Source organism: Eisenbergiella sp. OF01-20 (assembly GCF_003478085.1).
GTDB lineage: Bacteria > Bacillota > Clostridia > Lachnospirales > Lachnospiraceae > Eisenbergiella.
Map to the genome: position 1 here is coordinate 144,550 of NZ_QUES01000007.1, position 22,821 is coordinate 167,370.

18 protein-coding genes are annotated in these 22,821 nt (G+C 49.7%); 9 read left to right on the top strand and 9 right to left on the bottom strand.

The genetic code is table 11. The features are described from left to right. Positions 1-118: 118 nt before the first annotated feature. Genes DXA36_RS11390 through DXA36_RS11400 form a run of 3 tightly spaced genes read right to left on the bottom strand, consistent with a single transcriptional unit; the run spans position 119 to position 4,266 of the window. A complete protein-coding gene (locus DXA36_RS11390; RefSeq protein ID WP_118679208.1) occupies positions 119-1,168 on the bottom strand; it encodes a DUF5692 family protein in 1,050 nt (349 codons plus the stop codon). Between the two features lie 37 nt (positions 1,169-1,205). Then, entirely contained in the window at positions 1,206-1,550 is a 345-nt protein-coding gene (locus DXA36_RS11395; RefSeq protein ID WP_118679209.1) for a hydrogenase maturation nickel metallochaperone HypA, read from the bottom strand. Continuing rightward, a complete protein-coding gene (locus DXA36_RS11400; protein WP_118679210.1) occupies positions 1,543-4,266 on the bottom strand; it encodes an FAD-dependent oxidoreductase in 2,724 nt (907 codons plus the stop codon). The genes DXA36_RS11395 and DXA36_RS11400 overlap by 8 nt, the downstream gene beginning before the upstream one ends. Positions 4,267-4,623: 357 nt before the next feature. On the opposite strand from DXA36_RS11400, the gene DXA36_RS11405 reads away from it, so the two are divergent. The 3 genes from DXA36_RS11405 to DXA36_RS11415 are packed head-to-tail and all read left to right on the top strand — an operon-like array spanning position 4,624 to position 5,999. Then, the gene (locus DXA36_RS11405) at positions 4,624-4,959 is read left to right on the top strand and encodes a DUF6442 family protein (protein WP_118679211.1); all 336 of its coding nucleotides are present in this window, start codon (positions 4,624-4,626) and stop codon (positions 4,957-4,959) included. Positions 4,960-4,971: 12 nt separating this feature from the next. Further along, entirely contained in the window at positions 4,972-5,181 is a 210-nt protein-coding gene (locus DXA36_RS11410; RefSeq protein WP_118679212.1) for a helix-turn-helix transcriptional regulator, read from the top strand. A gap of 32 nt (positions 5,182-5,213) precedes the next feature. After that, positions 5,214-5,999, top strand: a complete 786-nt coding sequence (locus tag DXA36_RS11415) for a helix-turn-helix domain-containing protein (RefSeq protein WP_118679213.1) — start codon at positions 5,214-5,216, stop codon at positions 5,997-5,999. Between the two features lie 73 nt (positions 6,000-6,072). Here the strand turns inward: DXA36_RS11415 and DXA36_RS11420 are convergent, their stop codons facing one another. Beyond that, complete coding sequence (locus DXA36_RS11420) at positions 6,073-7,923, bottom strand: family 43 glycosylhydrolase (RefSeq protein WP_118679214.1); 1,851 nt, start codon at positions 7,921-7,923, stop codon at positions 6,073-6,075. A 342-nt stretch (positions 7,924-8,265) separates the two neighbouring features. Here DXA36_RS11420 and DXA36_RS11425 point away from each other — a divergent pair, with 342 nt between their 5' ends. The 4 genes from DXA36_RS11425 to DXA36_RS11440 all read left to right on the top strand — a co-directional run bounded on the left by DXA36_RS11425 (position 8,266) and on the right by DXA36_RS11440 (position 11,995). Further along, positions 8,266-8,871: a TetR/AcrR family transcriptional regulator gene (locus DXA36_RS11425; protein WP_118679216.1), complete on the top strand. Its 606-nt coding sequence runs from the start codon at positions 8,266-8,268 to the stop codon at positions 8,869-8,871. 1 nt (position 8,872) lies between these two features. After that, positions 8,873-9,625, top strand: coding sequence for an SDR family NAD(P)-dependent oxidoreductase (locus tag DXA36_RS11430; RefSeq protein ID WP_118679218.1), 753 nt, complete (start codon positions 8,873-8,875; stop codon positions 9,623-9,625). Positions 9,626-9,691: 66 nt separating this feature from the next. Continuing rightward, positions 9,692-10,222, top strand: coding sequence for a histidine phosphatase family protein (locus tag DXA36_RS11435; RefSeq protein WP_118679220.1), 531 nt, complete (start codon positions 9,692-9,694; stop codon positions 10,220-10,222). A gap of 114 nt (positions 10,223-10,336) precedes the next feature. Continuing rightward, on the top strand, positions 10,337-11,995 hold the full coding sequence (locus DXA36_RS11440) for a sensor domain-containing diguanylate cyclase (RefSeq protein ID WP_182479023.1): 1,659 nt from the start codon (positions 10,337-10,339) through the stop codon (positions 11,993-11,995). A 98-nt stretch (positions 11,996-12,093) separates the two neighbouring features. On the opposite strand, the gene DXA36_RS11445 is transcribed toward DXA36_RS11440, so the two are convergent. After that, positions 12,094-14,103, bottom strand: a complete 2,010-nt coding sequence (locus DXA36_RS11445; protein ID WP_118679328.1) for a beta-galactosidase — start codon at positions 14,101-14,103, stop codon at positions 12,094-12,096. Positions 14,104-14,256: 153 nt separating this feature from the next. Here DXA36_RS11445 and DXA36_RS11450 point away from each other — a divergent pair, with 153 nt between their 5' ends. Both DXA36_RS11450 and DXA36_RS11455 read left to right on the top strand, forming a co-directional pair. Beyond that, positions 14,257-15,063, top strand: a complete 807-nt coding sequence (locus tag DXA36_RS11450; protein ID WP_118679224.1) for an AraC family transcriptional regulator — start codon at positions 14,257-14,259, stop codon at positions 15,061-15,063. A gap of 132 nt (positions 15,064-15,195) precedes the next feature. Beyond that, entirely contained in the window at positions 15,196-17,346 is a 2,151-nt protein-coding gene (locus tag DXA36_RS11455) for a PTS sugar transporter subunit IIC/EAL domain-containing protein (protein WP_182479024.1), read from the top strand. A gap of 111 nt (positions 17,347-17,457) precedes the next feature. Here the strand turns inward: DXA36_RS11455 and DXA36_RS11460 are convergent, their stop codons facing one another. The 4 genes from DXA36_RS11460 to DXA36_RS11475 form a co-directional block, all read right to left on the bottom strand. Next, positions 17,458-18,966, bottom strand: coding sequence for an alpha-L-fucosidase (locus tag DXA36_RS11460; RefSeq protein ID WP_330425017.1), 1,509 nt, complete (start codon positions 18,964-18,966; stop codon positions 17,458-17,460). A 16-nt stretch (positions 18,967-18,982) separates the two neighbouring features. Further along, positions 18,983-19,885 carry a carbohydrate ABC transporter permease gene (locus tag DXA36_RS11465; protein WP_118679226.1) on the bottom strand — a complete coding sequence of 301 codons (903 nt, stop codon included), beginning with the start codon at positions 19,883-19,885 and terminating at the stop codon, positions 18,983-18,985. 43 nt (positions 19,886-19,928) lie between these two features. Further along, on the bottom strand, positions 19,929-20,837 hold the full coding sequence (locus DXA36_RS11470) for an ABC transporter permease subunit (protein ID WP_118679334.1): 909 nt from the start codon (positions 20,835-20,837) through the stop codon (positions 19,929-19,931). Positions 20,838-20,907: 70 nt separating this feature from the next. Beyond that, the gene (locus DXA36_RS11475) at positions 20,908-22,704 is read right to left on the bottom strand and encodes a hypothetical protein (RefSeq protein WP_118679228.1); all 1,797 of its coding nucleotides are present in this window, start codon (positions 22,702-22,704) and stop codon (positions 20,908-20,910) included. Between the last annotated feature and the right edge of the window lie 117 nt (positions 22,705-22,821).

Here is a 22,821-nt window from a genome sequence, read left to right on the forward strand (position 1 = left end):
CTTAACCAAGAAACAGGAATAAGCCGGGTAATTGCCTGTAGGAAAAACGGCCATACTTTTTATGGTATGGCCGTTTTATCAATCTGTTTTACGGATCCCTGCCCGCTGTATTCCGGGCCTATTTCACATCCGCTCTTGCCAGGGCATCCTTATAATACTTAAATTCGGTAAACACTTCTCCGGTATAGGGATTCTTCTTATTTTTCACCGACTTGTATACAATATAGCCCAATGCGGCGGCGTTGGTGAGCAGCGCCAGGGCACTGACAACAAACATTGCCGTAGGGTTGGCATTGGCCGCACCGCCCGCGGCAATACCGTTCATGGTGCCGTCCGCATACTGAACCGGTATGGCTGCCCATTTATATACTGCGGAGCCGTCCGGGAAGGTTTCCTGGAAAAGCGGGAAAACCTGGGCGAACATACACCACATACAGAGCGTATTGGCGCGGTTCATGATCCAGCCGCCCTTGTTCCAGAAAAGAGCTGCAATCGTAGGGGCCAGCAGCAGCGCCACCCCGCAGAACCAGGCATGGGTGGGCAGGCAGTTATAAGTATAGGCGAAATTCCATATATCATATACCACGATATAGACCCAGATCATATCCGGCCATATCATGTCCTTTTTATCCCTGGAAGCGTAAACCGCCCACCAGCCGGTCATGCACAGGATGTTGAGAATCCCTGCGACTGCGTTCATGATATTATGCCAGCCGCCATACAGCCAGACACTTTCCGACGACATCCACCAGGAATTCCAGCCGTTAGCCGCCGATTCAAAATCACTCGCAACGGCAATCAGGATGTTAACCGCCACAATAGCAAAAGGAAATGCCCTGAACCAATGCTTTTTGCCGATACCCCAGCCATATTTAATCATCATAAAACCGATACAGCCGGCCAGTGACGCATATAGCTTGGCATAATGGAACCACCCGTTCATATACAGATGGGTCTGGTTCTGAAGCGCCCACTCCGCCCCCTGCCCGGCTGCAGCTTCTATTACCACAAAATAAACCGTGAGCGCTGCCGGCAGGACGCCGAACATGAACAAGCCTCCGAATTTGCTCCTTCTTGAAAATTCATTCAGCAGGATAAGCGCCGCCAGAACAGCCAGCATGGCAACCCACTGATAAACCGCATTACTGCCGTAAACATGAAATAACATAAACTCCCCTCCTCGCCTTTCTTTCCGTCAGCCGCTTTCAGCAGGCCTCAATTTCTTTAATGCTGCACTCATTTCCCGTAACCAGACAGGTATCCCAGCTGCCGCAGCTGGGACACTGCCGTCCGTAACGCACAGTGGGGTAGGTCTTTTGGCAGGCTTCGCAAAGCGTCACGGCAGGAAGTATTTCTATTTTCAAATCCGAATCCTTTAACAGCTCCGATTTCTTACGGTAATACTTCCAGCAGTCCGTCATATACTCCGGAACCACTCCGCTCACCTCTCCCACCTCAAGCGTCACCGATCCGATTTCCGTCAGCCGGTTTTCCTCTGCCACCGCATCCAGCGTCCGGGAAATATGTACGATAATACCCAATTCATGCATTCCCGCTTTCCCGTCCCTTCTTTCCTTTTCGTAGAATCCGGATTTCGCGCTTCAGCATATAAGGAAGAATGGCCTTCATCTTGTCCTCCGCCTTATACATCTTGCTGGCCTCCGGCAGATCTCTGCTGAGATGAATCGCATCAAATTCGCATTTGGTGGTACAAATGCCGCAGCCTATACACTTATTGGGATCCACCACCGTGGCTCCGCAGCCCAGGCAGCGGTTCGCTTCCGCTTTTACCTGCTCTTCGGTAAAAGTACTGCGTAAATCACTAAAGTCCGTCCCGGCATCGGGGCTTTTCCGTCCCGGAACCTGCCGCTTCGCATTATCGAAGGATTCCGGATCCAGCCTGAGATTCTCTTTATCCAGCTCCACAAACATTCTCCGGTTTCTGCCTATTGTAAGGCTCTGTCCTTCATGTACAAACCGGTGTATGGATACACAGCCTTCTTTTCCTGCCGCAATGGCATCAATGGCAAATTTCGGCCCCGTATAAACATCACCTCCTGCAAAGATATCCGGTTCCCCGGTCTGATACGTCAGAGGATCGGCCTTTACGGTTCCGTTTTTATTGATTTCCACCTTCGTTCCCGTTAGCAGCTCTCCCCACCGGACGGACTGTCCGATAGATACCAGGACAGACTCGCATGCCACCCGGAGCAGCTGTTCTTCGTCATACCGGGGATGGAACCGGCCGTTCTCATCAAATACAGAAATACATTTTTTAAATACCACTCCCGATACTCTTCCGTTTTCCATAATGATCTCCTTCGGTCCCCAGGAATTGCAAATCGTAATTCCCTCTTCCAGTGCCTCCGCAACCTCGTCCGCCGCTGCGGGCATGGTTTCCCGTGTTTCCAGGCAATACATGGCTGCGGCTTCGGAACCGGCACGCAGAGCCGTTCTCGCCACATCCACCGCCACATTCCCGCCGCCGATTACCACAGTGCGGCCGGCAAGCCGGACGTCAGCCGCATCCTGATTCACGGAACGTAAGAATTCCAGACCTGTAAGCACACCTTCCGCCTCTTCTCCCGGAATTCCCGCCCGGCGTCCGTCCTGGGCCCCTATGGCAACATAAAACGCTTTATAACCTTCCCTGCGCAGCTTCTCTATGGTAGTATCCCGCCCCACTTCTATCCCGCACCGGAATTCCACTCCCATAGACCGAAGGACATCAATTTCCGCCTCGATGACATCCTTTTCCAGCCGGAAAGACGGGATGCCGTTCAGCAGCATACCGCCGGGACGTTTTTCCTTTTCAAAAACAGTAACCGGATATCCGCTTCTTTTTAAATAAAAGGCAGCCGACATTCCCGCAGGCCCCGCTCCGATCACGGCAATCTTTTCCGGAAAGGGCTTTCCTGAATAATTCAGCATCTGCGGAATATAACGGTTCCGGGCATACAGCTCCTGCTCTGCAATGAATTTTTTGATCTCGTCGATTGCCACCGCATTGTCAACCGTTCCCCTGGTACAGGCATCCTCACAGCGCCGGTTGCAGATAGCGCCGCATACCGCCGGGAACGGGTTTTCCGTCTTAATCAGCTTCAGCGCATCCATATATCTGCCCTGGGAAGCCATCTTAATATAACCCTGTACCGGAAGATGGGCCGGACAGGCCGCCTTGCAGGGAGCCGTCCCGGTATCATAGCAGTTGATCTGGTTTTTGTCCCGGTAGTCCACACTCCACTTTTCCCTGCCCCATTTTGTTTCATCCGGCAGTTCCTGCCTGGGATATTCGATCTCCCCGCTTTTGGTACACAGCTTCTGCCCCAGTCTGGCGGCTCCGGAAGGACAGTATTCCACACATCTGCCGCAGGCCACACAGTCTTCTTTTGTCACGCTGGCGCGATAGGCCGAGCGGGACATATTCGGGGTATTGAACAACTGGGAAGTCCGCAGACCGTTGCACACGCCCACCGCACAGTTGCATATGGCAAAAATTTTCTCTTCTCCGTCGATATTGGTGATTTGATGGACATAGCCGTTATCCTCTGCCCGCTGCAGGATCTCCATGACTTCATTGATATCAATATAGCGGCCCTTCCCCGTTTCCACCAGGTAATCGGCCATATCCCCCACGCCTATGCACAGATCATCCTCCAAATCGCCGGTCCCTTCCCCGCGCACGCGCTGCTGGCGCCTGCAGGAGCAGGCCCCTACCGCATATTTATCCTTGTACTTATTCAGCCAATAGGAAATATGCTCGATGCTCGCCGACTCCTGCCTGGCCGGAATCGCTTTTTCCACAGGGATGACATGCATGCCGATTCCCGCTCCGCCGTAAGGCACCATGGGTGTTACCTTTTCCAGCGGAAGCCTGGCCATCTGTTCAAAGAAATCAGCCAGCTCCGGATGCTCCTCCACCTGTTTTGCATTCATCATCATAAATTCCGCACAGCCGGGGACAAACATAGGAAGCACATATTGTTTATGGTGATCCTCATTCTCCCAGTTGTATTCAATCAGGCCGATTACGCTCATCTCCTGAAGCAGTTCTTCGGTGCGCTCCACGCTCTTTTTACACCGCCTGGCAATCCACTGTGCGGTAGCCGGGACCCTCACCTTCATGGCCAGGGCAACCTCCGCCATCTCATCCGTTATCACACATGCCAGTCCCCAGTACTCCGGATCCTCCACGGTCACCTTCACGCCGATCCGGTCCGTTATTTTCTGACCCAGTTTCAGAATCAGCTCTCTTCCCTCCGCCATACTTCATCTCCTTTGTTTTTGGCAATATTCACATCATTCCGAACAAAGCATCTGCTTATTCATTATTTATATTATATAACATCACACCTGATTATACAATTTTTTTGTTATATTTCTACAAAATAATAACAATAACAGCATCCATCCTGTGAATCCGCCTCCGGCGGGTGACAATGTTCTGCCGTGGCTGCTTTAGCAGCTTCCATACCTTACAGAGAGGCTTTGAACCCGTGGCTGCGGAAACAAGGCTGTCACTTTTATTGCACGGATAACCAAAGAATATGTTGACAAGTTAACTTGGCAGTGTTATTCTGTGTTTGACAAGTTAACTTGGTATTCAGAAAGGGAAAGCTCTTTATGGAAAAGGAAGAAATACTGGAAAAAAGCCGTAAGGAAAATAAGAACCGGGATATTTTTGAAAAAGAGGTTCTGAAGGAAGGCGGGAATATCGGAGGCATTGCCGCCGGAATCCTGGCGACCCTGTTCTTTATTCTGCAGATAGCAGCGGGCGGGGGTATCAATTACGGATTGTATGCCGTGGTATTTTCTATCCCTTCGGCCGCCTTTACCGTGAAAGCCGTCCGCATGAGGCGCAGGCACGAAATCGCAATGTCGGTGTTTTATACCGTTTTTGTTCTTGCACTCTCCGCAGCCCATATCTTTAACCTGTTCACGGCGCCGGCAGTACGGTAAGGCGGTGGTATTATGAACGAAGACCTCATCCTGAAGAACCGTCTGAGAGAAGCCAGAAATGAAAAGAAGCTGTCCCAGTCCCAGCTGGCGGAACTGGTAGGCGTATCCCGCAACACCATAAGCTCCATCGAAACCGGACAGTTCAGCCCCACTGCCAAGCTTGCTCTCATCCTGAGCATTGCACTGGACAAGAAATTCGAAGAATTATTTTATTTTGGCTGAAGTAACCCGCAATCTGTTTTGGGAGGTTCCCTATGTTTACATGCCTGCAAGGAGGCTATAATACCCGCCATCCCCGGACCTTTTTCAATTCCCGTCCCCAAGGCTCCGATCACTTTCTGCTGCTCCTGGTAAGGACACAGACCGCATTTTGTATAGACGGGCACAGTTTTGCGGCTGAATCCGGGAGCATTGTCCTTATTCAACCGAATACCCCATACCGGTACCATGGCACCGGCAGCGAATATTCCGACGACTGGCTGAGTTTCCTTTGTCCGGATCCGGAGGCCTTCCGAAATTCCGGTATTGATTTTCATATGAGCATCCCCATCGGCAATCCGGATATGTCATCCTCTTATATCAGGCAGATCCTGCTGGAAAAGTCCTGCATTTCGGAGGAGTACAGGAACCAGAATATCCATATGTTGTTTTGCGTTCTCTTTAATAATCTGCGGCTTGCCTGCATGAAAAAAGCCAGGGACAGGCTCTGCAGCCCTTATTTTTCCAAAATGCAGAACCTGCGCCTGTCCCTGGCATCCGAACCCTACCGTGAGTATACGCCGGCGCTTCTGGCCGGCCCGATGGGAATAAGCGCCTCTTATTTTCAGCACCTGTATACAGAATTTTTCCATATTTCCCTGCGTTCCGACCTGATACGGATGCGTATTGAATATGCAAAGGGCCTGCTGCAGAATACGGACATGTCCATAGAGGATATCGCCGAGGCCAGCGGCTATTCCAGCAAAATCCATTTTTACAGACAGTTCCGCCGAATTGCAGGAACCACGCCTTCCGTTTACCGCAGTTCCTTTTATCAATGACTCAAACTTTGCAGACAGCGGGTGAAGGGGCATTTGGCAGCTGTGCAGTTTGAGTCGTTGCGTTTACCCTGTTTTATAACATAATTTCAATTTGCATGGTTACCTTGCGCAAGTCCGGATTCAGATCCTTATCTTCCGTCATTTCCAGATAAGGGTACCCCGCTGCGCTCCAGTGTACCCGCCGGATACCCATATGCCTTCCCAATGTCTTACCTTCTCTGTCATGAGGCACCGCATGATATATCAGCAAGTCGTCCCCGCTTTCCGGATCTTTAATAAAACAATTGTGTCCCGGCCCGAATTCCCCCGGAACACTTTCCTTTGTCAGGACAGGATAAGGCAGCCAGTCCCAGCCGTCCGGTGAAAGCAGATTATTGCCTCTGCGGGCATGGAGAAGGCCGACACAGTACAAATCCGCCAGCCCGGTACTGGATCCGGATATGGTAACAAACAGATCGTCCCCATGCCGGAGCAGATAAGGGCCTTCATCCACCTCCGTCTCATAACGGTCCCAGCCATATACAGGCCGGAGAATTCGGACCGGATTAGTAGTCAGCTGCCAGGGCGCAGCCGGATCGATTGTTGCTATATATATGTCTGCCGATTCGGCAACCGTATGATCCGGTGATTTATCCGCAAAACACCGGTCCGACCACATGATATAATGTACACCGTCCACACAGAACCAGGTCATGTCCAGGGTAATACCGTCCTCCCGCAATTCCGTGCCGTCCGGTTTCACCACCAGCCGGGGAGCTTCCCAATCCTGCGGTTTTGCCGGATCCCCATTACACCGAAGCACATGGCTTCGTACCGTAGTCCAGGATTTCTCTCCTACCGTAGTGAACAAATACGGGACTCCGCAGATGATATGCAGTTCCGGAGCCCACATATTGGCATGTATGGTATCGGACTCAGGCATGGTATACACCGCAACCGGTTCTGCCTCCGCCAGCCCTTCCAGGGTATCGCTTATCCGAAGGGTTACGCTCCTCTGGCCGGATGCAGATAAGTAGAATTTACCGTTTATCCGGCAGATACACGGATCCGACATATGCGCATCCAGGAAAGGGAACGGGTAATGCCTCTGCCTTATTTCCCCGCTTATACTGACTCTGCCGGGACAGGAAAAGTCAATGGCTTCCCATTCCTCACGGTTCCAGCAGACAGACTTTTCATGAGTGGAACCGTCATTGTACAGACATACAGCTCCCGGCAGACTGCCAAATTCCGGTTTTTCCCCTGCTTTCACAGTGAGCGTAACCGGAGCGGTGCCGGTATGGGATATCTCCCCCAGATACCGTTCCATCCGCTGGACTTCTTCCTCGCTTACCTCCAGGATACTCCCCGGTACGGCATTGTCTATCCCACAGCTTCCGGCTTCTTCAAAGACCGTCTCCGGGCAAACCTGTATCTCTTCCATCTCCTGAAAAAAACGGGTACGGCCGCACATATGCCCTTTCCTATTCTCCCATTCCAGACGGTAAGACTGTTTTTCTTCCTCCCAACGGCACCGGGGTCGGCGTATCTCTTCCCCGCCAGCCTTCAGGAATCCGCCTTCCCGGAAACGCACCAGATCTTCAGACCAGAACAACATGATGCAACCCGTGCTCAGCGGATCCGGTGCCTCCTGGTTTCGGCGTACGGCACAGACGCCGAAGGTTCCATCCTGTTTTCGGAAAAGCCAGGGATCCAGAAGTGTCTTGGTCGTCCCTCCCGGTCTCCCTTCTGTAAAATCCGCTTCAGGAAACAGGATACCCGTATTATTCCGCAGCGGAATATATTCCTTACCGTCACGGCTTACCGCCAGGTGCATGGCATCATTCACATCACAGTTCCTGGCCGTAAGCCCGGGATAATTGCCGCTGTTTCCGCTGTCATAACAGGGATCCCCTTTTTTGGTATAAGCAAATACAAAAGCCATTTCTTATTTTCCTTCCTTCCGTGTGTCGGACACTCCCCCCAGGGCTGTCACTCACCGCAATCCTTGTCTGCAGCCCGTTCATACCGCTATACTTCATTTATACGGAATTGCAGTAGTTAAGTAAATATCATACTTTGCTAATTGTTAACCTTTTCTGCTATGAATTCACGTATGATCGGAAGAACTATCTTCTCCTGACGGCACCGCTTCCTCTTTTTGCTATATTTCCTAAATTTTCTTCATGGATATGGATTTACATAAGCTTTTTATGTACTTGACCGCCTAGCAGTTGCTAGGTATAATAATATATAGCAAATGTCACATACGTAAAGGAGGCATACCATGGAAACGAAGGAGCTGATACAGGAAGCCGCTTTGGATTTATTTTCACACAAGGGCTTTGATTCCTCTTCGGTGCGGGATATTGCGGCAAAAACCGGCATCAGGGACAGTTCCCTGTATTTTCATTTTAAAAATAAGCAGGCGATACTGGACTCTCTCATGGACCGGTATATCCAGATATCCCGGCAGATGATGGACCGTTTGGAGGAAGGGCTGGGCCACATTACGGCAATGGATGATAAACATTTTTACGCGGTTACGGAACAATACATCCGGTACTTTTTTTTGGATCCTTTTATCAGCCGGATGATTATGCTCATGAATCATGAACGCAGCCATAATGACAGAATCCGGGATCAATATGTCCGTTGGTGTATAGAAAAGCCTCTTGCCTTTCAGACAATGGTCATGAAGAAGCTGCTGGACATCGGTTATCTGGAAGGAAAGGATCCCGCCCATATCGCCCTGGAATACTATTCTCCGATCTTCTTATATTTCAGTCAATATATGAACCATTCCTATACGGAGAAAGAGAAGGAACGCTTCAGGAAAGCGGTAATGTCTGCGGCACAGAACTTTTTAGCAACCTATCGGAAGGGGAACTGATATGAATATATTTATCACCGGCGCAAATCAGGGAATCGGTTATTATCTGGCAGAAGGTCTGTTGGAACTGGGACACCGGGTGACCGTATTGGATGTGGAAACCACAAAGCTGCTTACACTGCAGGAGAAATATCCCGGACAGCTTCTGCCCCTTGTCTGTGATGTCAGGGATACGGCCGGTATGCGGGCCGCCGTGCAAAAAAGTGCCGATACCTATGGCGCTATTGATATCGCCATCCATAATGCCTGCCTTTGTACCTTTGGCTTCATGAAGGATACCGGTACCCCTGTATACGAAGAAGTATTCAATGTAAATTATTATGGGGCGCTGCGGCTTGCCAGGGCTGTTGTTCCGTATATGGAAAAGGAGGGAAAAGGCAGGGTGATTTTCACAAGTTCCGGCGTAGGTGTAATGGGTTTTCCCGATATCAGCCCCTACGCCTCCTCAAAAGGCGCCGTGGAAGCCCTCGCCAAATGCCTGAACCTTGAATATATGGACAAAGGGATACGGTTCCAGCTTTTTCATCCGCCTCTTACCCGGACCAAATCCGCCGCCCCGCTTCCGATCCCCAAGGATTTTATGGCCGATCCGCTAGCGGTGGGACACGGCCTTGCCCGCCGTATTAACAAAAAAAGCTTCTATATCTGCCATACGGCAAGGCAGCAGCTGCTGACGGCTTTATGTTATCTTTTCCCCGTTAAAATGGGTGAATCCATGAGTAAACTGTTAAAAAAGAAGCGAAGTGTATCGTAAAACCTGAGAAAGAACCAGGGCGGGCGTAAACTTTGTTTATGTCTGCCTGCAGGAGGTTATTAACAAATGTTTTATTTTATCAGACATGGTTCCGCCGACTATTCGGAGCGGAACACTAAAATATATCAGGACTTCGGCGTTAATCTTGCCCCTCTTTCACCGGAAGGAGTGAAACAAATAAAAGCTTCGGCAAAGGACAGCCGACTTCAGGGCGCAGATATTATCCTGTCTTCTCCATATACGAGGGCGCTGCAGACTGCCGCTATTTTATCCCGGGAGCTCCGCGCAGATATCATCGTGGAAACCGATTTGCATGAATGGATGGCAAACAAACACTACATATACGAAACGGACGAAAAGGCAGAAATAAGTTACCATGAATTCCTTTCTTCCGGCGGCGTATACCCTGCCGGAGAAGAAAAAGAATGGGAAGACTGTTCCGCCATGAAAAAAAGAGCTATGGCTGTACTGGACAAATACAGGGAATACGATAAAGTAATCGTAGCCTGTCATGGAATGCTTATAAAAGCAGTATGCAATGTCCGCCATCCGGCCAACGGAGAAATAGTGGAACTGAATCAAAGAGATTCCTATTGACGGTATATCCAGGAAGTTTATAATGTAGGTAGTACCCCGGATCTAAACTGCCTTCCCCAGGGCTGTACGGCTGCCGTTCGGTGCGAAATATACGACTCGATGAGGTGGCTCTTTATGAACATTCGAACTTCTATGTACCGGATAGTTTTCCTGCTCATAGCTCTTCCTTTTTTGCTTTTCAGCATGGTAATCACCTATATATACTCTTCCAGACTGGAAAAAGCACTCACGGAAAGCCTGCAGGTGGTAGCCGGTACACAGGTGGCGGAAATGACGGACTTTTGTGAACAGCAGAAGGATTACCTGACTATGATCGGCTCCATGGATATTTGTCTCGCCGCGATGCGGGGAGAACTGGACGATGATATGCATAGGTACCTTGATAATATGTTTTACTCCAGGGTGGAAAGCATGAACTATCTGAAGGTACTGGCCCTGGTTGACCGGGACCTCCGTGTAGCTGCCTGCAGCGAAGAGCACAGTGATATTGCTGATGACGGGATCCGTACGTTAATCCAAAACATGGGCGGTCAGCCGTTTTATTTTTCCGATATTTTAATCGACGGTCAGGGCAGCAAAACATTGGTTGCCATTGCACGGATTGAGCACCAGGGGGAAACGCTTGGATATTCCCTGATGGAAATCAATCTGGATTTTTACGAAAATATACGGAAACGGGCGGAGCTGTGGAATGATGCCACCTTTTATCTTCTGGACGGAAAGATGCAGATTATCAGTGCCGGCACAGTGGAAGAACGCCGGGACGATTTTGTCACTTCCGCCGCAGAACGGAAAGATTACCTCAATAAATACAGGGAAATTGATTTCGAAACCAATCCCCGGGGCAGCTTCCAGTATAAGGTCGGGGGCAAAAGCTATATCACCTACTATTCCGATGTTACTTATACGCATTGGCGGATTATGCTGTCAGTGAATCTGGACAACTATCAGTCACGGAAAAGTGTTTATTATGTCATGGCCTTTTTTATGGTTTTCCTTTGCTCTATTCTTGCTGTCTGGATCGGGGCCTTTGCTTCCAGACGTATTGTCCATCCGGTAAAAAGCATTTCCGATACTCTGAAGAATATCCGCCGGACCCAGGATTATTCTCTCCGGGTGCCGGCAGGACGCAAGGATGAAATAGGCAGCCTGTCTGTGGAAATCAATAATCTGATTGATTATATTGAAACAGAAAATCTGTACAAAGCACAGACACAACGGCTTCTGCAGCAAAAGGCCGAACAGGATGCTCTTACCAAGGTACTGAACAGGGAACGAATCAGCCAGTTTCTCCAGGAATCCCTGGAAAAGCATCGTTCTGACGGCACAGCCATTGCCGTACTTTTCCTTGACATTGACGATTTTAAAATATTTAATAACAATTACGGACATCATGTGGGCGATCAGGTTCTGCTGTTTCTGACCTCCCTGCTTACCCGGGAATCCGGCGGCACCGTAGGTCGGGTTGGCGGAGATGAATTCCTGGTGATAGTGGAAGATCAGGAAAATGTCCGTCATCTGGATTCGTGTCTGCTGCGGATCGAACAAGCCGCCCGGAGCCAGTTTGTAGTACGCGGCAGCGGCTGCCGGCTGCCTATCTTCTGCTGCATCGGCGCCGTACAGATAGACTTTGCCGCTTCCCCGGACGAAGCTCCGGACGCAGAAAAGGTGATCACCATGGCAGATGCCGCCATGTATCAGGTTAAGAACAACGGAAAACAGGGACATCGTATCCTGGATTACAGCTCCTTTCAGGCAGCGGCAATCCCCTGAAAATAAGGATCCTTCTATGGAAACAGATCCGCGAAAAGAAGAGCCATGAAAACAGGGTCCGCGGAAAACCGCGGGCCCTTCTGTATCCGGTATTTTGTTTATTTTTCCACACGGATTATTTTCACATCATATTTGGAAAGCATTTCTCCTTCCGGTACCTTCTCACCGGTGATCATATCCATATATCCCGTCAACTCTTCCGGTACCGGAAGTTCTTGATCCTTGAAATTCAGGACAAAATAAAAGCTGCAGACATCCGTTTCCCTGCATGTGATTTCAAGTCCCCCAGCACCGCTTATTACAGGCTGTACCGCCGCATCAGCCACAGCCATGTCCATCACCCGGGAAAGACCTTCTTCCTCGACATTAGTACCTATATAATAGACAAATCCCTCACCAAAATGATTTTTTGTAACGGCAGGGCATCCGGCGTAGAAATCACTTCCGTATTCCGCCAGGATTTCGGCCCCTTCCGTATGCATCAGTTCACATACCAGCCCGCAGGATACCTTTGTACCATCTTTGAAAACCACTTCATTGGATTGTTCCGGAGAAAGGGCATCCACTTCTTCCACCCACACGCCGGCAAGCTCCCGCAGCGGTCCGGGGTAACCTCCGGGAAACACATTATCCGACTGATCGGCAATCCCGCACATGTAGGTAAGAATAAGCACACCTCCCTTTTCCACAAAAGAGGTGAGCGCTTCCTTCATCCCTTCCTTTATCATATAAAGCACAGGTGCCACCACCACCTTATAGCGGCTGAAATCCGCATCGAAGGGAATGAGATTCACCGGAATATTGCGTTCATAAAAATAGGTATAATACTGATGGATATGTTTTACATAGGTAAGGTCAACAGACGGCCCGCTGGTGTATTCCAAAGCCCAGTAATTATCCCAGTCAAAGATAATACCGGTCTCCGCCTCATTTACGGAACCGGGAGTCACCGCCGAAAGACGTTCCAGCTCCAGTCCCAGCTGGCGTACCTCACGGAATACCCTGGTATTATCCGTCCCCGCGTGCTCAATCACCGCTCCATGGAATTTTTCACAGGCTCCCGCACTCCGGCGAAGCTGGAAAAATTGTATGGTATCCGCTCCGTGGGCTATGGTCTGATAACTCTGGGCGCGCATCTGCCCCGGCTTTTTCAGGGAATTATACTGCTGCCAGTTCTGCTGGCTGGGTGTCTGTTCCATGAGCATGAACGGCGCATCCTTTAACCCTCTCATCAAATCATGGCACATCGCCGTATAACTCCAGGGTGTATCGTATCTGGGATAATTATCCCAGGAAACCACATCCATTTCTTTCGCCCACTTAAAATAATCCAGCCCTTTATAAGTCCCCATCAGGTTCGTGGTGATCGGCGCTTCCGTATCAAAACGGCGTATACTGTCCCTTTCCATCCTGTAATTGGAAAGCATGCTGTCGGACATAAATCTTCGGTAGTCTATCGAAATTCCTGCAAAAGCTGTTTTTCCGCCCTGCAGCCCTTCACTCAATGCATTGGGAAGTACAATTTCATCCCAGTCATAAATGGTATGTCCCCAGAACTCCAGGTTCCATGCCTGATTAAGAGCCTCCAGCGTCTTGTATTTTTTCCGCAGCCATATACGGAATGCCTTTTCACAGTTTTCACAATAGCATTCCCCGCCGTACTCATTATTTACATGCCAGCAGGTTATGCGTCCGTTCTTCCCATATCGTTCCGCCAGCTTTTCAGCAAGGGCCGCCGCAAATCTTTGGTAAACCGGGGAATTCGGGCATGCGTTGTGGCGCTGTCCGAATTTATGGTGCCTTCCTTCGTAATCGGTCCTGGATACCTCCGGATAGCGTTTCACCATCCATGCCGGAAGGGCCGCAGTGGAGGTTGCCAGTACAATATCATAGTTTTCCCGGCTCAGCATATCCACTATATCATCCAACTCGGAAAAATCATATCTCTCTTCTGCCGGCTGGATTTTAGCCCAGGAAAATACATTTACCGTTGCGCTGTTAATGCGGGCATTTCTAAATATCCGCATATCTTCTTCCCATATTTCCCTGGGCCACTGGTTGGGATTGTAGTCTCCCCCGTATAAAATTCTTTTAAACTGACTTTTCATAACATCCTGTCCTTTCTTCCTCATGAGCTTCCGCCTTGCAAGAGCCGCCGGTTCCGGCCGCAAGCCCTCTGCACCGTCATTATATTATGGATGGACAGCCGGATGTGTAATATGTTAAGCTAAATAATATAACATTATGAAACAGGTGAGTATATGCCAATCATATTCCGCAGCACACCGGTAAGCGAACCCTTAACCTTTGATTCCGTAGGAAACCACTGGTCCCAGGAAAGCGTCCGGCGCCCGAAGGGCTATCCCCTCTATCACTATCTTCAGACGGAAAAGGGGTGCGGGTGTATTGAAATCCAGGGAAAATCATATCTGCTGAATGAAGGGGAAGGTGTGCTGACCGCTCCCTTTGTACGCCATTCCTATTCCGGGAAAACAGAGGAATGGCTTACATTGTTTGCCACATTTACGGGAACCATCGAAAGCAGTATTGCCAAAATTCTTGGAAACCGGCAAATCGTTTTCATCGGGAAAGACCAGGGGACAAAGATTGCCTCCCTGATCGTTTCCATCATGGGCAAATATGAAAATCCGCCGGTGGATGCCAAAGCCCTTTCCCTTGACTGCTACGGCCTGCTTCTGCATTTTGTGGATGGCGTGTATACCCGTGACCTCATGGAAGATCCGTTGTATCAAAGATATATAGCACCTGTAATAAAAGAGATCGAAACAAATTATGACTCAGAGCTGACGGTAAAGGGGCTGAGCGGGCAGGTATATATTACCCCGCAGTATCTCTCCCGGCTGTTCGGGCGTTTTCTGGGATGCTCTGCCTATGAATATCTGACCACTTACCGAATTAACAAGGCAAAGGAATTCCTCCTGACCGATCCCCGGATGGAGGTCCAGAAAATCGCACAGCGGGTGGGCTTTCTGGATACCAGCCACTTTATTGCCATGTTTAAAAAGGTGACCGGACTTACGCCGCTGGAATTCAGGAGGCTGAACTGATTGGTAACGATGGGTTAATCAATACCGGTATATTTTTTTCTATTGTTTTATGCGCCGGTTTATTATACACTGTTAAAGTAACTCTTATTATAGAACATAACGGTACTCCTCCAAATGGCGAAAGAGGTACACATGGAATCCAATCGTCTTATATCCCGTTTCAGAAATTCAATCGCCTCCCAATCCATAAGGCGCGGCCTCACACTGGCTATCCCTTTTCTCATCATGGGTTCCTTCTCCCTGCTTTTCAGGAACTTCCCGAGTGACAGCTATCAGCTATTTATCCGGAATTATCTGGATGGAGCTGCCGTTGCCCTTCTTGATACCCTATACAACATCAGTCTTGGATCGCTGGCCCTTATCCTGTCCGTCACCATCAGCCTGTCCTATGGGCTTCTGGCTGAACCGGATACGTTTATCCTCTATCCTGTTGTTTCCGTATGCTCCTATCTGGCCTTCTGCGGAGGTATCCAGGAGCAAGAAGAATACATTTTCAACGCAGAATGGGTATTTACCGCCATGTGCATTACCCTGCTTTCCTGTATCCTGTTCCGCCGGATATTGAAGCTGAGCAACCGCCTTGACCGGCTGCATACCACAGGAGCGGAATATTTATTCAATATATCCATACAAAGCCTGTTTCCCGTTATCATCATCCTGGTCTTTTTTGCTGCCGTGGGATATCTGCTCCGTTCGGCATGGGGAAGCAGTAATATTACCAATTTCGGTTCTTATATATTCCTGAAACTATTTGACAAGTCCAGCAATAACCTGTTCGGCATCCTGCTTTATGTCATCATTACCCATATCCTCTGGTTCTTCGGCATTCATGGGACCAACACGCTGGAAGCCGTTTCCAGACGATTATTGGAACCTAATGTTTCCATCAACCAGTCTTTGCTGCTGGCAGGAAATGTGCCTACGGAAATTTTCTCAAAGACCTTTCTGGATACCTTTGTATTTCTGGGGGGATGCGGATGTGCTCTGAGTTTTGTCATTGCCCTTTGTATCGCCTCCCGAAAAAGCCATAACCGGAAGATTGCCTATGTGGCGCTGCCTTCCGCTTTCTTTAACATCAGTGAGATTGCCGTTTTCGGCTTTCCTATCATTTTCAATTTCACCATGGCGGTTCCCTTTATTCTCACGCCCGTGGTGCTGACCCTCACCAGCTACCTCGCAGCTGCCGCAGGGCTTGTACCTGTTGTGACCCAGTCTGTTGACTGGACGGTCCCGCTCCTGTTCAGCGGTTATAAAGCAACCGGATCCCTTGCGGGAAGCTTCCTACAGCTTATTAATGTTCTGCTGGGAGTCTGCATTTACATTCCCTTTATCAAACGGAGCGAGCAGAAGGAAACTGCCGAATTCCAGCGGATCGTCAGGTGTATGGAGAGTGATATGGCCGCGGGGGAAAGCAGCGGCACGCTGCCGTTATTTCTCAGCCACAAATATCCCCACAATTACTATGCCAAGACGCTCTCCCTGGATTTAAAAAATGCGCTCCGCCGCAACCAGGTAGAACTGTTTTATCAGCCCCAGACCACCGTAGAAGGGAATTTGCATGGAATAGAAGCTCTGCTTCGCTGGAAACACCCTGTCACCGGCTATATCTCTCCTCCGGTGGTGTTTGCCCTTGCCTATGAAGGGGGCTTTTTATACGAAATGAGCAGCTATCTGCTTCACCGTGCCTGCCGGGATGCCCATACCCTGGAACCCCTTCTGAACGAGGATCTGATTTTGTCGGTGAACATATCGGCAAAGCAGATGGAGGAAAATGGTTTTTTTGATAAAACACGGGACATCATAGAGAGCTATCAACTGAAACAGATTCATTTCATGCTGGAGATCACGGAGCGGGCCGCCATGAAGATTTCCGATTCCCTGCTGCATGACATGAACACGCTGAAAAGCAGCGGCATCACCTTCAGCCTGGATGATTTCGGTATGGGGCATAATTCCATTCTGTACCTCCAGGAAGGCATTTTTAATGAAGTCAAGCTGGACGGCCAGCTTGTTTCCCAGCTGCCGGGCAATGGACGTTCCAAGGATATCATATCCGGCATTATCCGGATGGCTGACAGTCTGGATTTACGTGTATTGGCGGAGTTCGTGGAAACAAAGGAGCAGCGCGATATGCTTGCGGAGTTAGGCTGTAACCACTATCAGGGATACTACTACAGCCGGCCGCTGCCGCTTGCGGAGTTGGTGGAATATATCAGCGTTACGCAGTCTCATACAGAACCCCTGCAAGCCGGCAGCACCGAAAAACAGCGAAACCTCCACTGATTCCTCCGGACCGCATCCGATCCGGAGATACGGCGCACGAAAAAGCACCGGTCAGTTTGATAAAATCTTAAAGTATCCTTTCAAGGGCGTATCCATAAGAAAAACAAACCATCAAAACACGCCGATAAAAGCCAGGACAGGTGCCACCCTTGCATCTGTAACCGTGAACCGGATCCCCTTTGTCCGCATTCCGCCAAGCTTCACAATCCGTTTATATCCGATTGTAGTTCCCGAAGCATTGGGTTTCCAGCTGCCGTCCTCTTCCAGAATACACACTTCAAACTGTTCCACCCGCTGGCTGAAAGCGATAGCCTCCTGCACTACCAGGTATGTAAGCCTGCATTCCTCTTCCCAGCGGAAGGTTATCTGAAGCTCCCTTTGTCCGTCCGGATTACGGAACCAGGTACTGTCACCGGGTTCCAGAAGAACCCTGCCGTCTTTTCCTTCGCAGTCTGCAGAAGGCAGCACCGTCATTTCGGCTTTCTCCGCCAGATTCACGCGGAAGGATTCCCGGATGAAATCTCCCAGCAGGAACACGCTTTTTCTGTCCTCCTCCCGGATCAACCCTTCCTTATCGGGAGGGATATTCAGAAGGAGCGTACAGTTTCCGCCCACAGATTTCAGGTATATCTCTTTCAGGTTTTCAAAGGAGCGCACCCTGTCATTTTCTTCCTCATGGTAAAACCAGCCCGGACGTATGGAAACATCCACTTCCGCCGGATACCAGATCAGCTTCTTTTCCTCCTTCAGGACATCCCTGCCGCCCAGATTCTGCGCCGTGCTGGAGATTTTTTTCTCCCGGAATTGCTCATTGTCCTCCTGCTGGCTGTCGGCAGCCACTTTTTCTGCGTCCGCCAGACCGGCAGCTACCACACTCCACTCGCTGGGTCTGGTATCTCCGGCTTCATTGCCGCACCACCTCACATCCGGTCCGCATCCGAAGATATTGGCTCCGGGCTGCAGGCGCCTGACCACTTCATAATACCGTTCCCAGTCATATACCTGCTTTTTCCCATTCTGCCCTTCCCCGCAGGCGCCGTCCAGCCAGACGGTGAAAATTTCCCCATAGTTCGTCAGAAGCTCCGTAAGCTGGTTCACATAGTAGTCGTCATACGGTTTTCCCGTTCCGTAGGCCGGATGGTTTCTGTCCCATGGAGACAAATAGACGCCGAATTGAAGCCCCTGTTCCCGGCAGGCCTGGGAAAGCTCTTTTACAATATCTCCTTTCCCCTCTTTATAGGGTGAATTTTTAACGCTGTGTTCCGTATAAGCGCTTGGCCAGAGGCAGAATCCATCGTGATGCTTGCAGGTAAGGATCAGGCCCGTCATGCCTCCTTTGGCCGCCGTTTCGGCCCACTGCCCAGCATCCAGCTTTTCGGGATGGAACAACGAAGGGGATTCTTCCCCGCTTCCCCATTCTTTCCCGGTAAAGGTATTGACTGTGAAATGGATAAAGCCGAAATACTCCATTTTCTGATGGGCAATCTGCCTGGGCGACGGCACAATGCCCGTCAGCCTCACATCCTCCCAATATCCGGGATATCTTTCTTCAGACCGCATTTCTTTTTCCTCCTGCTTCTTTGCGTATTTTTTATAGCTGTTCTGTCCTTGCCGCTGCATTCGCCCTTCCCTGTATCTATCCCTTAACTGCCCCGATCATAATCCCTTTCACAAAGTATTTCTGCATAAACGGATATACCATAAAAATAGGCAGGGAAGCCAACACGGTGATGGTCATTCTCACCCCTTTGGGGGAAATGGTTTCCATGGCATTTTCAATACTGCTCAGGTTGCTGGTATTTTTAATCTGCTCCGCCAGCCTCTGTGATTCGTTCAGGTAGTTGTACAGCAGATACTGCAGCGTTGTCAGGGAGCTTTCCCCCCTTGTGTAAATGTGGTTATCAAACCAGGAATTCCAGTGTCCCACTGCCACAAATACCGCCACCGTGGCGATAATCGGTTTGGACAGCGGCAGGATAATGCTTGTGAATACCCGGATATACCCCGCCCCGTCCAGCATAGCGGATTCCTCCAGGGATGCCGGGAGAGATTCCATGTAGGTCTTTATCAGCACAATATTGTAGGCGGAAATCAGCATGGGCAGTATGTAGATCCAGAAGGTGTTCAATAGCCCGTAGGATTTCATCACGATAAAGGTGGAGATCAGTCCACCGTTAATATACATCGTCATTACCAGGAAACGGTATAAAAGCTTTCTGCCGGGCATCTCTTCTTTGGTGAACATATAGCCGAGAAAAGCACATACCAGCACGGCCGCTATGGTTCCCCCCACCGTACGGAGAACGGAAATCCCCAGTGCCGGGAAAAAACCGCTCAGCTTGAAGATATCCGCATAGTTGGAAACGGAAAACCCTCTTGGCAGGAAAACAGGGCTGTTTATCCCGGCCTTTGCGGAATCACTGAAGGTATAAATAACAATATACCAGAAAGGATACACACAGACAAAGGTAGCCAGCAGCATCAGCACATAATTGAAGATCTGAAACGCAATTCTTGATTTAGACGGTTTTATTTTCATGTTTATACCCCTTATCCGCTTCAGCGGACATTAATTCAATTGGTCAAATTACCGTATTTCCCCGGATCCTTTTGGCTACCATATTCGCCAGAACCACCAGGGAGATACTGACCAGGGATTTGAGGATGCTGATAGCCACTCCGTAGGAATAATCCATGTTCTCCAGGCCGATACGGTAGGTATACAGATCCAGCACCTCAATATTGTTGGCCGTCAGTGCATTTTTAAACAGCATGTACTGTTCATAGCCGGTATTGAGGAAGTTGCCGATCTGCAGGATAAAAAGCACCACATAGGTTTCCATCAGGGCCGGAACCGTTACATGGACAGCACATTGAAAATAACCCGCTCCATCCACTCTGGCGGCCTCATACTGTTCCTGGTCAATGCCGGCTATGGCGGCCAGGTAAATGATGGAGCTCCAACCCAGGGATTTCCAGATCCCCAGCAGGGTCTGGAACCAGTAAACCGACTCTCCCGAGCTTAAAATAGAAGTCACTTCGTTTCCCGTTATCCGTGCGATGAGGGAGGTGACCACACCGTCTGTTGCAAACAGGGAAAAAGCGAGGGAAAAAATGATAACCCAGCTGATAAAGTTGGGCAGGGTGGTGAAGGTCTGTACCACTCTCCGCACGGGACTGCATTTGATCTCATTGAGCAGTATGGCAAAAAACATGGGAAGAGGGGTGAGCACAATGCCTATCAGTGCAAAAATAAAGGTGTTTTTCAGAGTCCTGACTACGTTGGCATCCCGGAAGATCAGCCGGAAATAATCCAGTCCTACAAAATCACACTCCAGAATGGATACGCCGGGTATATAGTCAAATACCGAATAAATCCAGCCGAATATAGGAACATAATTGAACAGAAGCACAATAACCATAAAAGGCAGGGTCATAAAAAGCAGATTATACTTTTTCCTCCGCCCCGGTATCACAGTCGTTTTTTTCATCGCAAACCTCCTGATTCCGTCTTTACCGGATTGCGGCAGACAGGTTCTCTGTCCGCCGCAGAAAGTATAATCACTGCATTTTTTCAACCGCTTCTTTTGAAGTATTCCAGGCCTGTGTCCACCAGGCAATGGAGTCTTCGACGCCCGCTGCTTTCAGTTCGGCCAGCAGCGCATCCTTTGCCGCCCGGAATTCTTCTTCCGTTTTGGCCTGGACAAGTCCCGGAATCGCGTTAATGGTAATCTGCTCGCAGTTGCTGTCGATCCTACCGATATCGCTGGGAACGATCTCCATGCCGAACTGGATGGCGGAATTACCTGCGTTCAAATCCATACTTTCTCCGGATTCCACCTTTTCCTTCAGCAGATCGGAAGGCAGTTCGATAGCAAGGGTGGCACACATATCCTTTTCCGCGGCCGTCAGGTTCCTCACCATAATTTCCTGCTGTTCCCAGAGGCTTATAGCACTGCCGTCGGAAGCGATGTTATTGGAATCATAACCCACCATATCGGAAAAGGTGGAGCCGATACCGCTCTTTGTCCACTCTTCGGCACGGGCCGTGTTGGATTTCATGTCGATCGTATCCTCCGTCAGGGCCGGTGTTCCGTCCGCACCGGTTTCCCATCTGCCGTCCACGCCGCAGTCAACGATTCTGGCGCATTCTTCGCTCTGTAAAAAGTCCAGAATCATCACCGCCCGTTCCACATGTTTGCTGTGGGAGGATACCAGAAAATATTTTCCCTGCCATCCGGCATAATTTCTTTCGTTTGCCCAGCCCATATAGGCGGGAAGGATCACGTACTGCTTCAGGGTTTCCGGATCCGCCGTTCTGGCGTTCTTATTGTAATTGCCGTAATGCCAGTTTACATAGCCGCCCAGATACTGGCCCTTCGTATATTTCTCCGTCAGATCCTCTCCCTTGGTAATAAAGCAGTCCGGATCCAGCAGGTTAGCATTATACAGTTTATTGTAGAAGGAGATTCCCGCCCAGAAGGGAGTGGTAAGCCCGTCCAGATCCACATCATAGATATCCGGAATGAGGTCATTCGTTTTCATGTCCTTCACATACAAACCGCTTTCCATATTGGAGTAGCCCTGGGTCAGACAGCCGATGAAGAAATAAGGATGCAGATTACTGTCATTGTAAGCGCTCAGGGCATAGACCGGAAGACCGTCCTCCGTTTCCGGGTAAATCTCTTTCATCTGAACCAGAGCGTCCACATAATCATCGTCATTTTTTATTTCGGGACAGCCGATTTCTTTATAAAGATCCCAACGTACAACATAACCATAATTCAAGGTAGCGCCATAGGTGGACTGGGCATTGTCCGAGGTCACACGGGGCGTCACAAAATACAGTTTATTCTCCCCATTGCTTTTGAAGCTTTTCAGGACTTCATTCCGGAAAGAATAGGTATCCGAGAAAATATTGGCCGCCAGGCTGTCCTGGTACTGGGACAGCTCCACCGCGTGTTTCCCCTTTAAAATAGATTCAATATGTTCATCATTGATCTGCAGGATATCACAGGTGGTCCCTCCTGACAAATCCAGATTAAGGCTCTCATTATCATAGGATTTGGTTTCCAGCGTCACGTTGAATTTCTCTTCTATATAGGTGACAATTTCCGTGGGCCATCCGTCGGCGGAGCTGGAATTTCCCACATTGATTCCGCCGATTGAAATGGCGACATGCTCGGAAATATCCCCTGCCGCCCCCTCTGCGGAGCCGCCGTCCTGCGTACCCGCCACCGTATTGTTATCGGAATCCGCCGGAACGGCATTTCCCCCGTCACTCCGGCCGCAGCCGGCCAGACAGCCGGTTACCAGTGCCGCTGTACAAATTAATGCCGCAATTTTTTTCTTTTTCATCGTACATCCCCTTCCAATAATCGTTTGATACAGTTGTGCAACAGACGTCTTGTGCTACCTGTGTATAAACTTTATCAAATATCGGGGATTTTTATCTGCCTTATTTTACTTTTCATT

Excerpts from the sequence above, each read along its gene's own strand:
- DXA36_RS11420 (WP_118679214.1), bottom strand. The coding sequence starts at position 7,923 with ATGGCTTTTGTATTTGCTTATACCAAAAAAGGGGATCCCTGTTATGAC.
- DXA36_RS11410 (WP_118679212.1), top strand. The coding sequence starts at position 4,972 with ATGAACGAAGACCTCATCCTGAAGAACCGTCTGAGAGAAGCCAGAAAT.
- DXA36_RS11470 (WP_118679334.1), bottom strand. The coding sequence starts at position 20,837 with ATGAAAAAAACGACTGTGATACCGGGGCGGAGGAAAAAGTATAATCTG.
- DXA36_RS11445 (WP_118679328.1), bottom strand. The coding sequence starts at position 14,103 with ATGAAAAGTCAGTTTAAAAGAATTTTATACGGGGGAGACTACAATCCC.
- DXA36_RS11430 (WP_118679218.1), top strand. The coding sequence starts at position 8,873 with ATGAATATATTTATCACCGGCGCAAATCAGGGAATCGGTTATTATCTG.
- DXA36_RS11425 (WP_118679216.1), top strand. The coding sequence starts at position 8,266 with ATGGAAACGAAGGAGCTGATACAGGAAGCCGCTTTGGATTTATTTTCA.
- DXA36_RS11460 (WP_330425017.1), bottom strand. The coding sequence starts at position 18,966 with ATGCAGCGGCAAGGACAGAACAGCTATAAAAAATACGCAAAGAAGCAG.
- DXA36_RS11395 (WP_118679209.1), bottom strand. The coding sequence starts at position 1,550 with ATGCATGAATTGGGTATTATCGTACATATTTCCCGGACGCTGGATGCG.
- DXA36_RS11440 (WP_182479023.1), top strand. The coding sequence starts at position 10,337 with ATGAACATTCGAACTTCTATGTACCGGATAGTTTTCCTGCTCATAGCT.
- DXA36_RS11415 (WP_118679213.1), top strand. The coding sequence starts at position 5,214 with ATGTTTACATGCCTGCAAGGAGGCTATAATACCCGCCATCCCCGGACC.
- DXA36_RS11435 (WP_118679220.1), top strand. The coding sequence starts at position 9,692 with ATGTTTTATTTTATCAGACATGGTTCCGCCGACTATTCGGAGCGGAAC.
- DXA36_RS11405 (WP_118679211.1), top strand. The coding sequence starts at position 4,624 with ATGGAAAAGGAAGAAATACTGGAAAAAAGCCGTAAGGAAAATAAGAAC.
- DXA36_RS11455 (WP_182479024.1), top strand. The coding sequence starts at position 15,196 with ATGGAATCCAATCGTCTTATATCCCGTTTCAGAAATTCAATCGCCTCC.
- DXA36_RS11465 (WP_118679226.1), bottom strand. The coding sequence starts at position 19,885 with ATGAAAATAAAACCGTCTAAATCAAGAATTGCGTTTCAGATCTTCAAT.
- DXA36_RS11400 (WP_118679210.1), bottom strand. The coding sequence starts at position 4,266 with ATGGCGGAGGGAAGAGAGCTGATTCTGAAACTGGGTCAGAAAATAACG.
- DXA36_RS11475 (WP_118679228.1), bottom strand. The coding sequence starts at position 22,704 with ATGAAAAAGAAAAAAATTGCGGCATTAATTTGTACAGCGGCACTGGTA.
- DXA36_RS11390 (WP_118679208.1), bottom strand. The coding sequence starts at position 1,168 with ATGTTATTTCATGTTTACGGCAGTAATGCGGTTTATCAGTGGGTTGCC.
- DXA36_RS11450 (WP_118679224.1), top strand. The coding sequence starts at position 14,257 with ATGCCAATCATATTCCGCAGCACACCGGTAAGCGAACCCTTAACCTTT.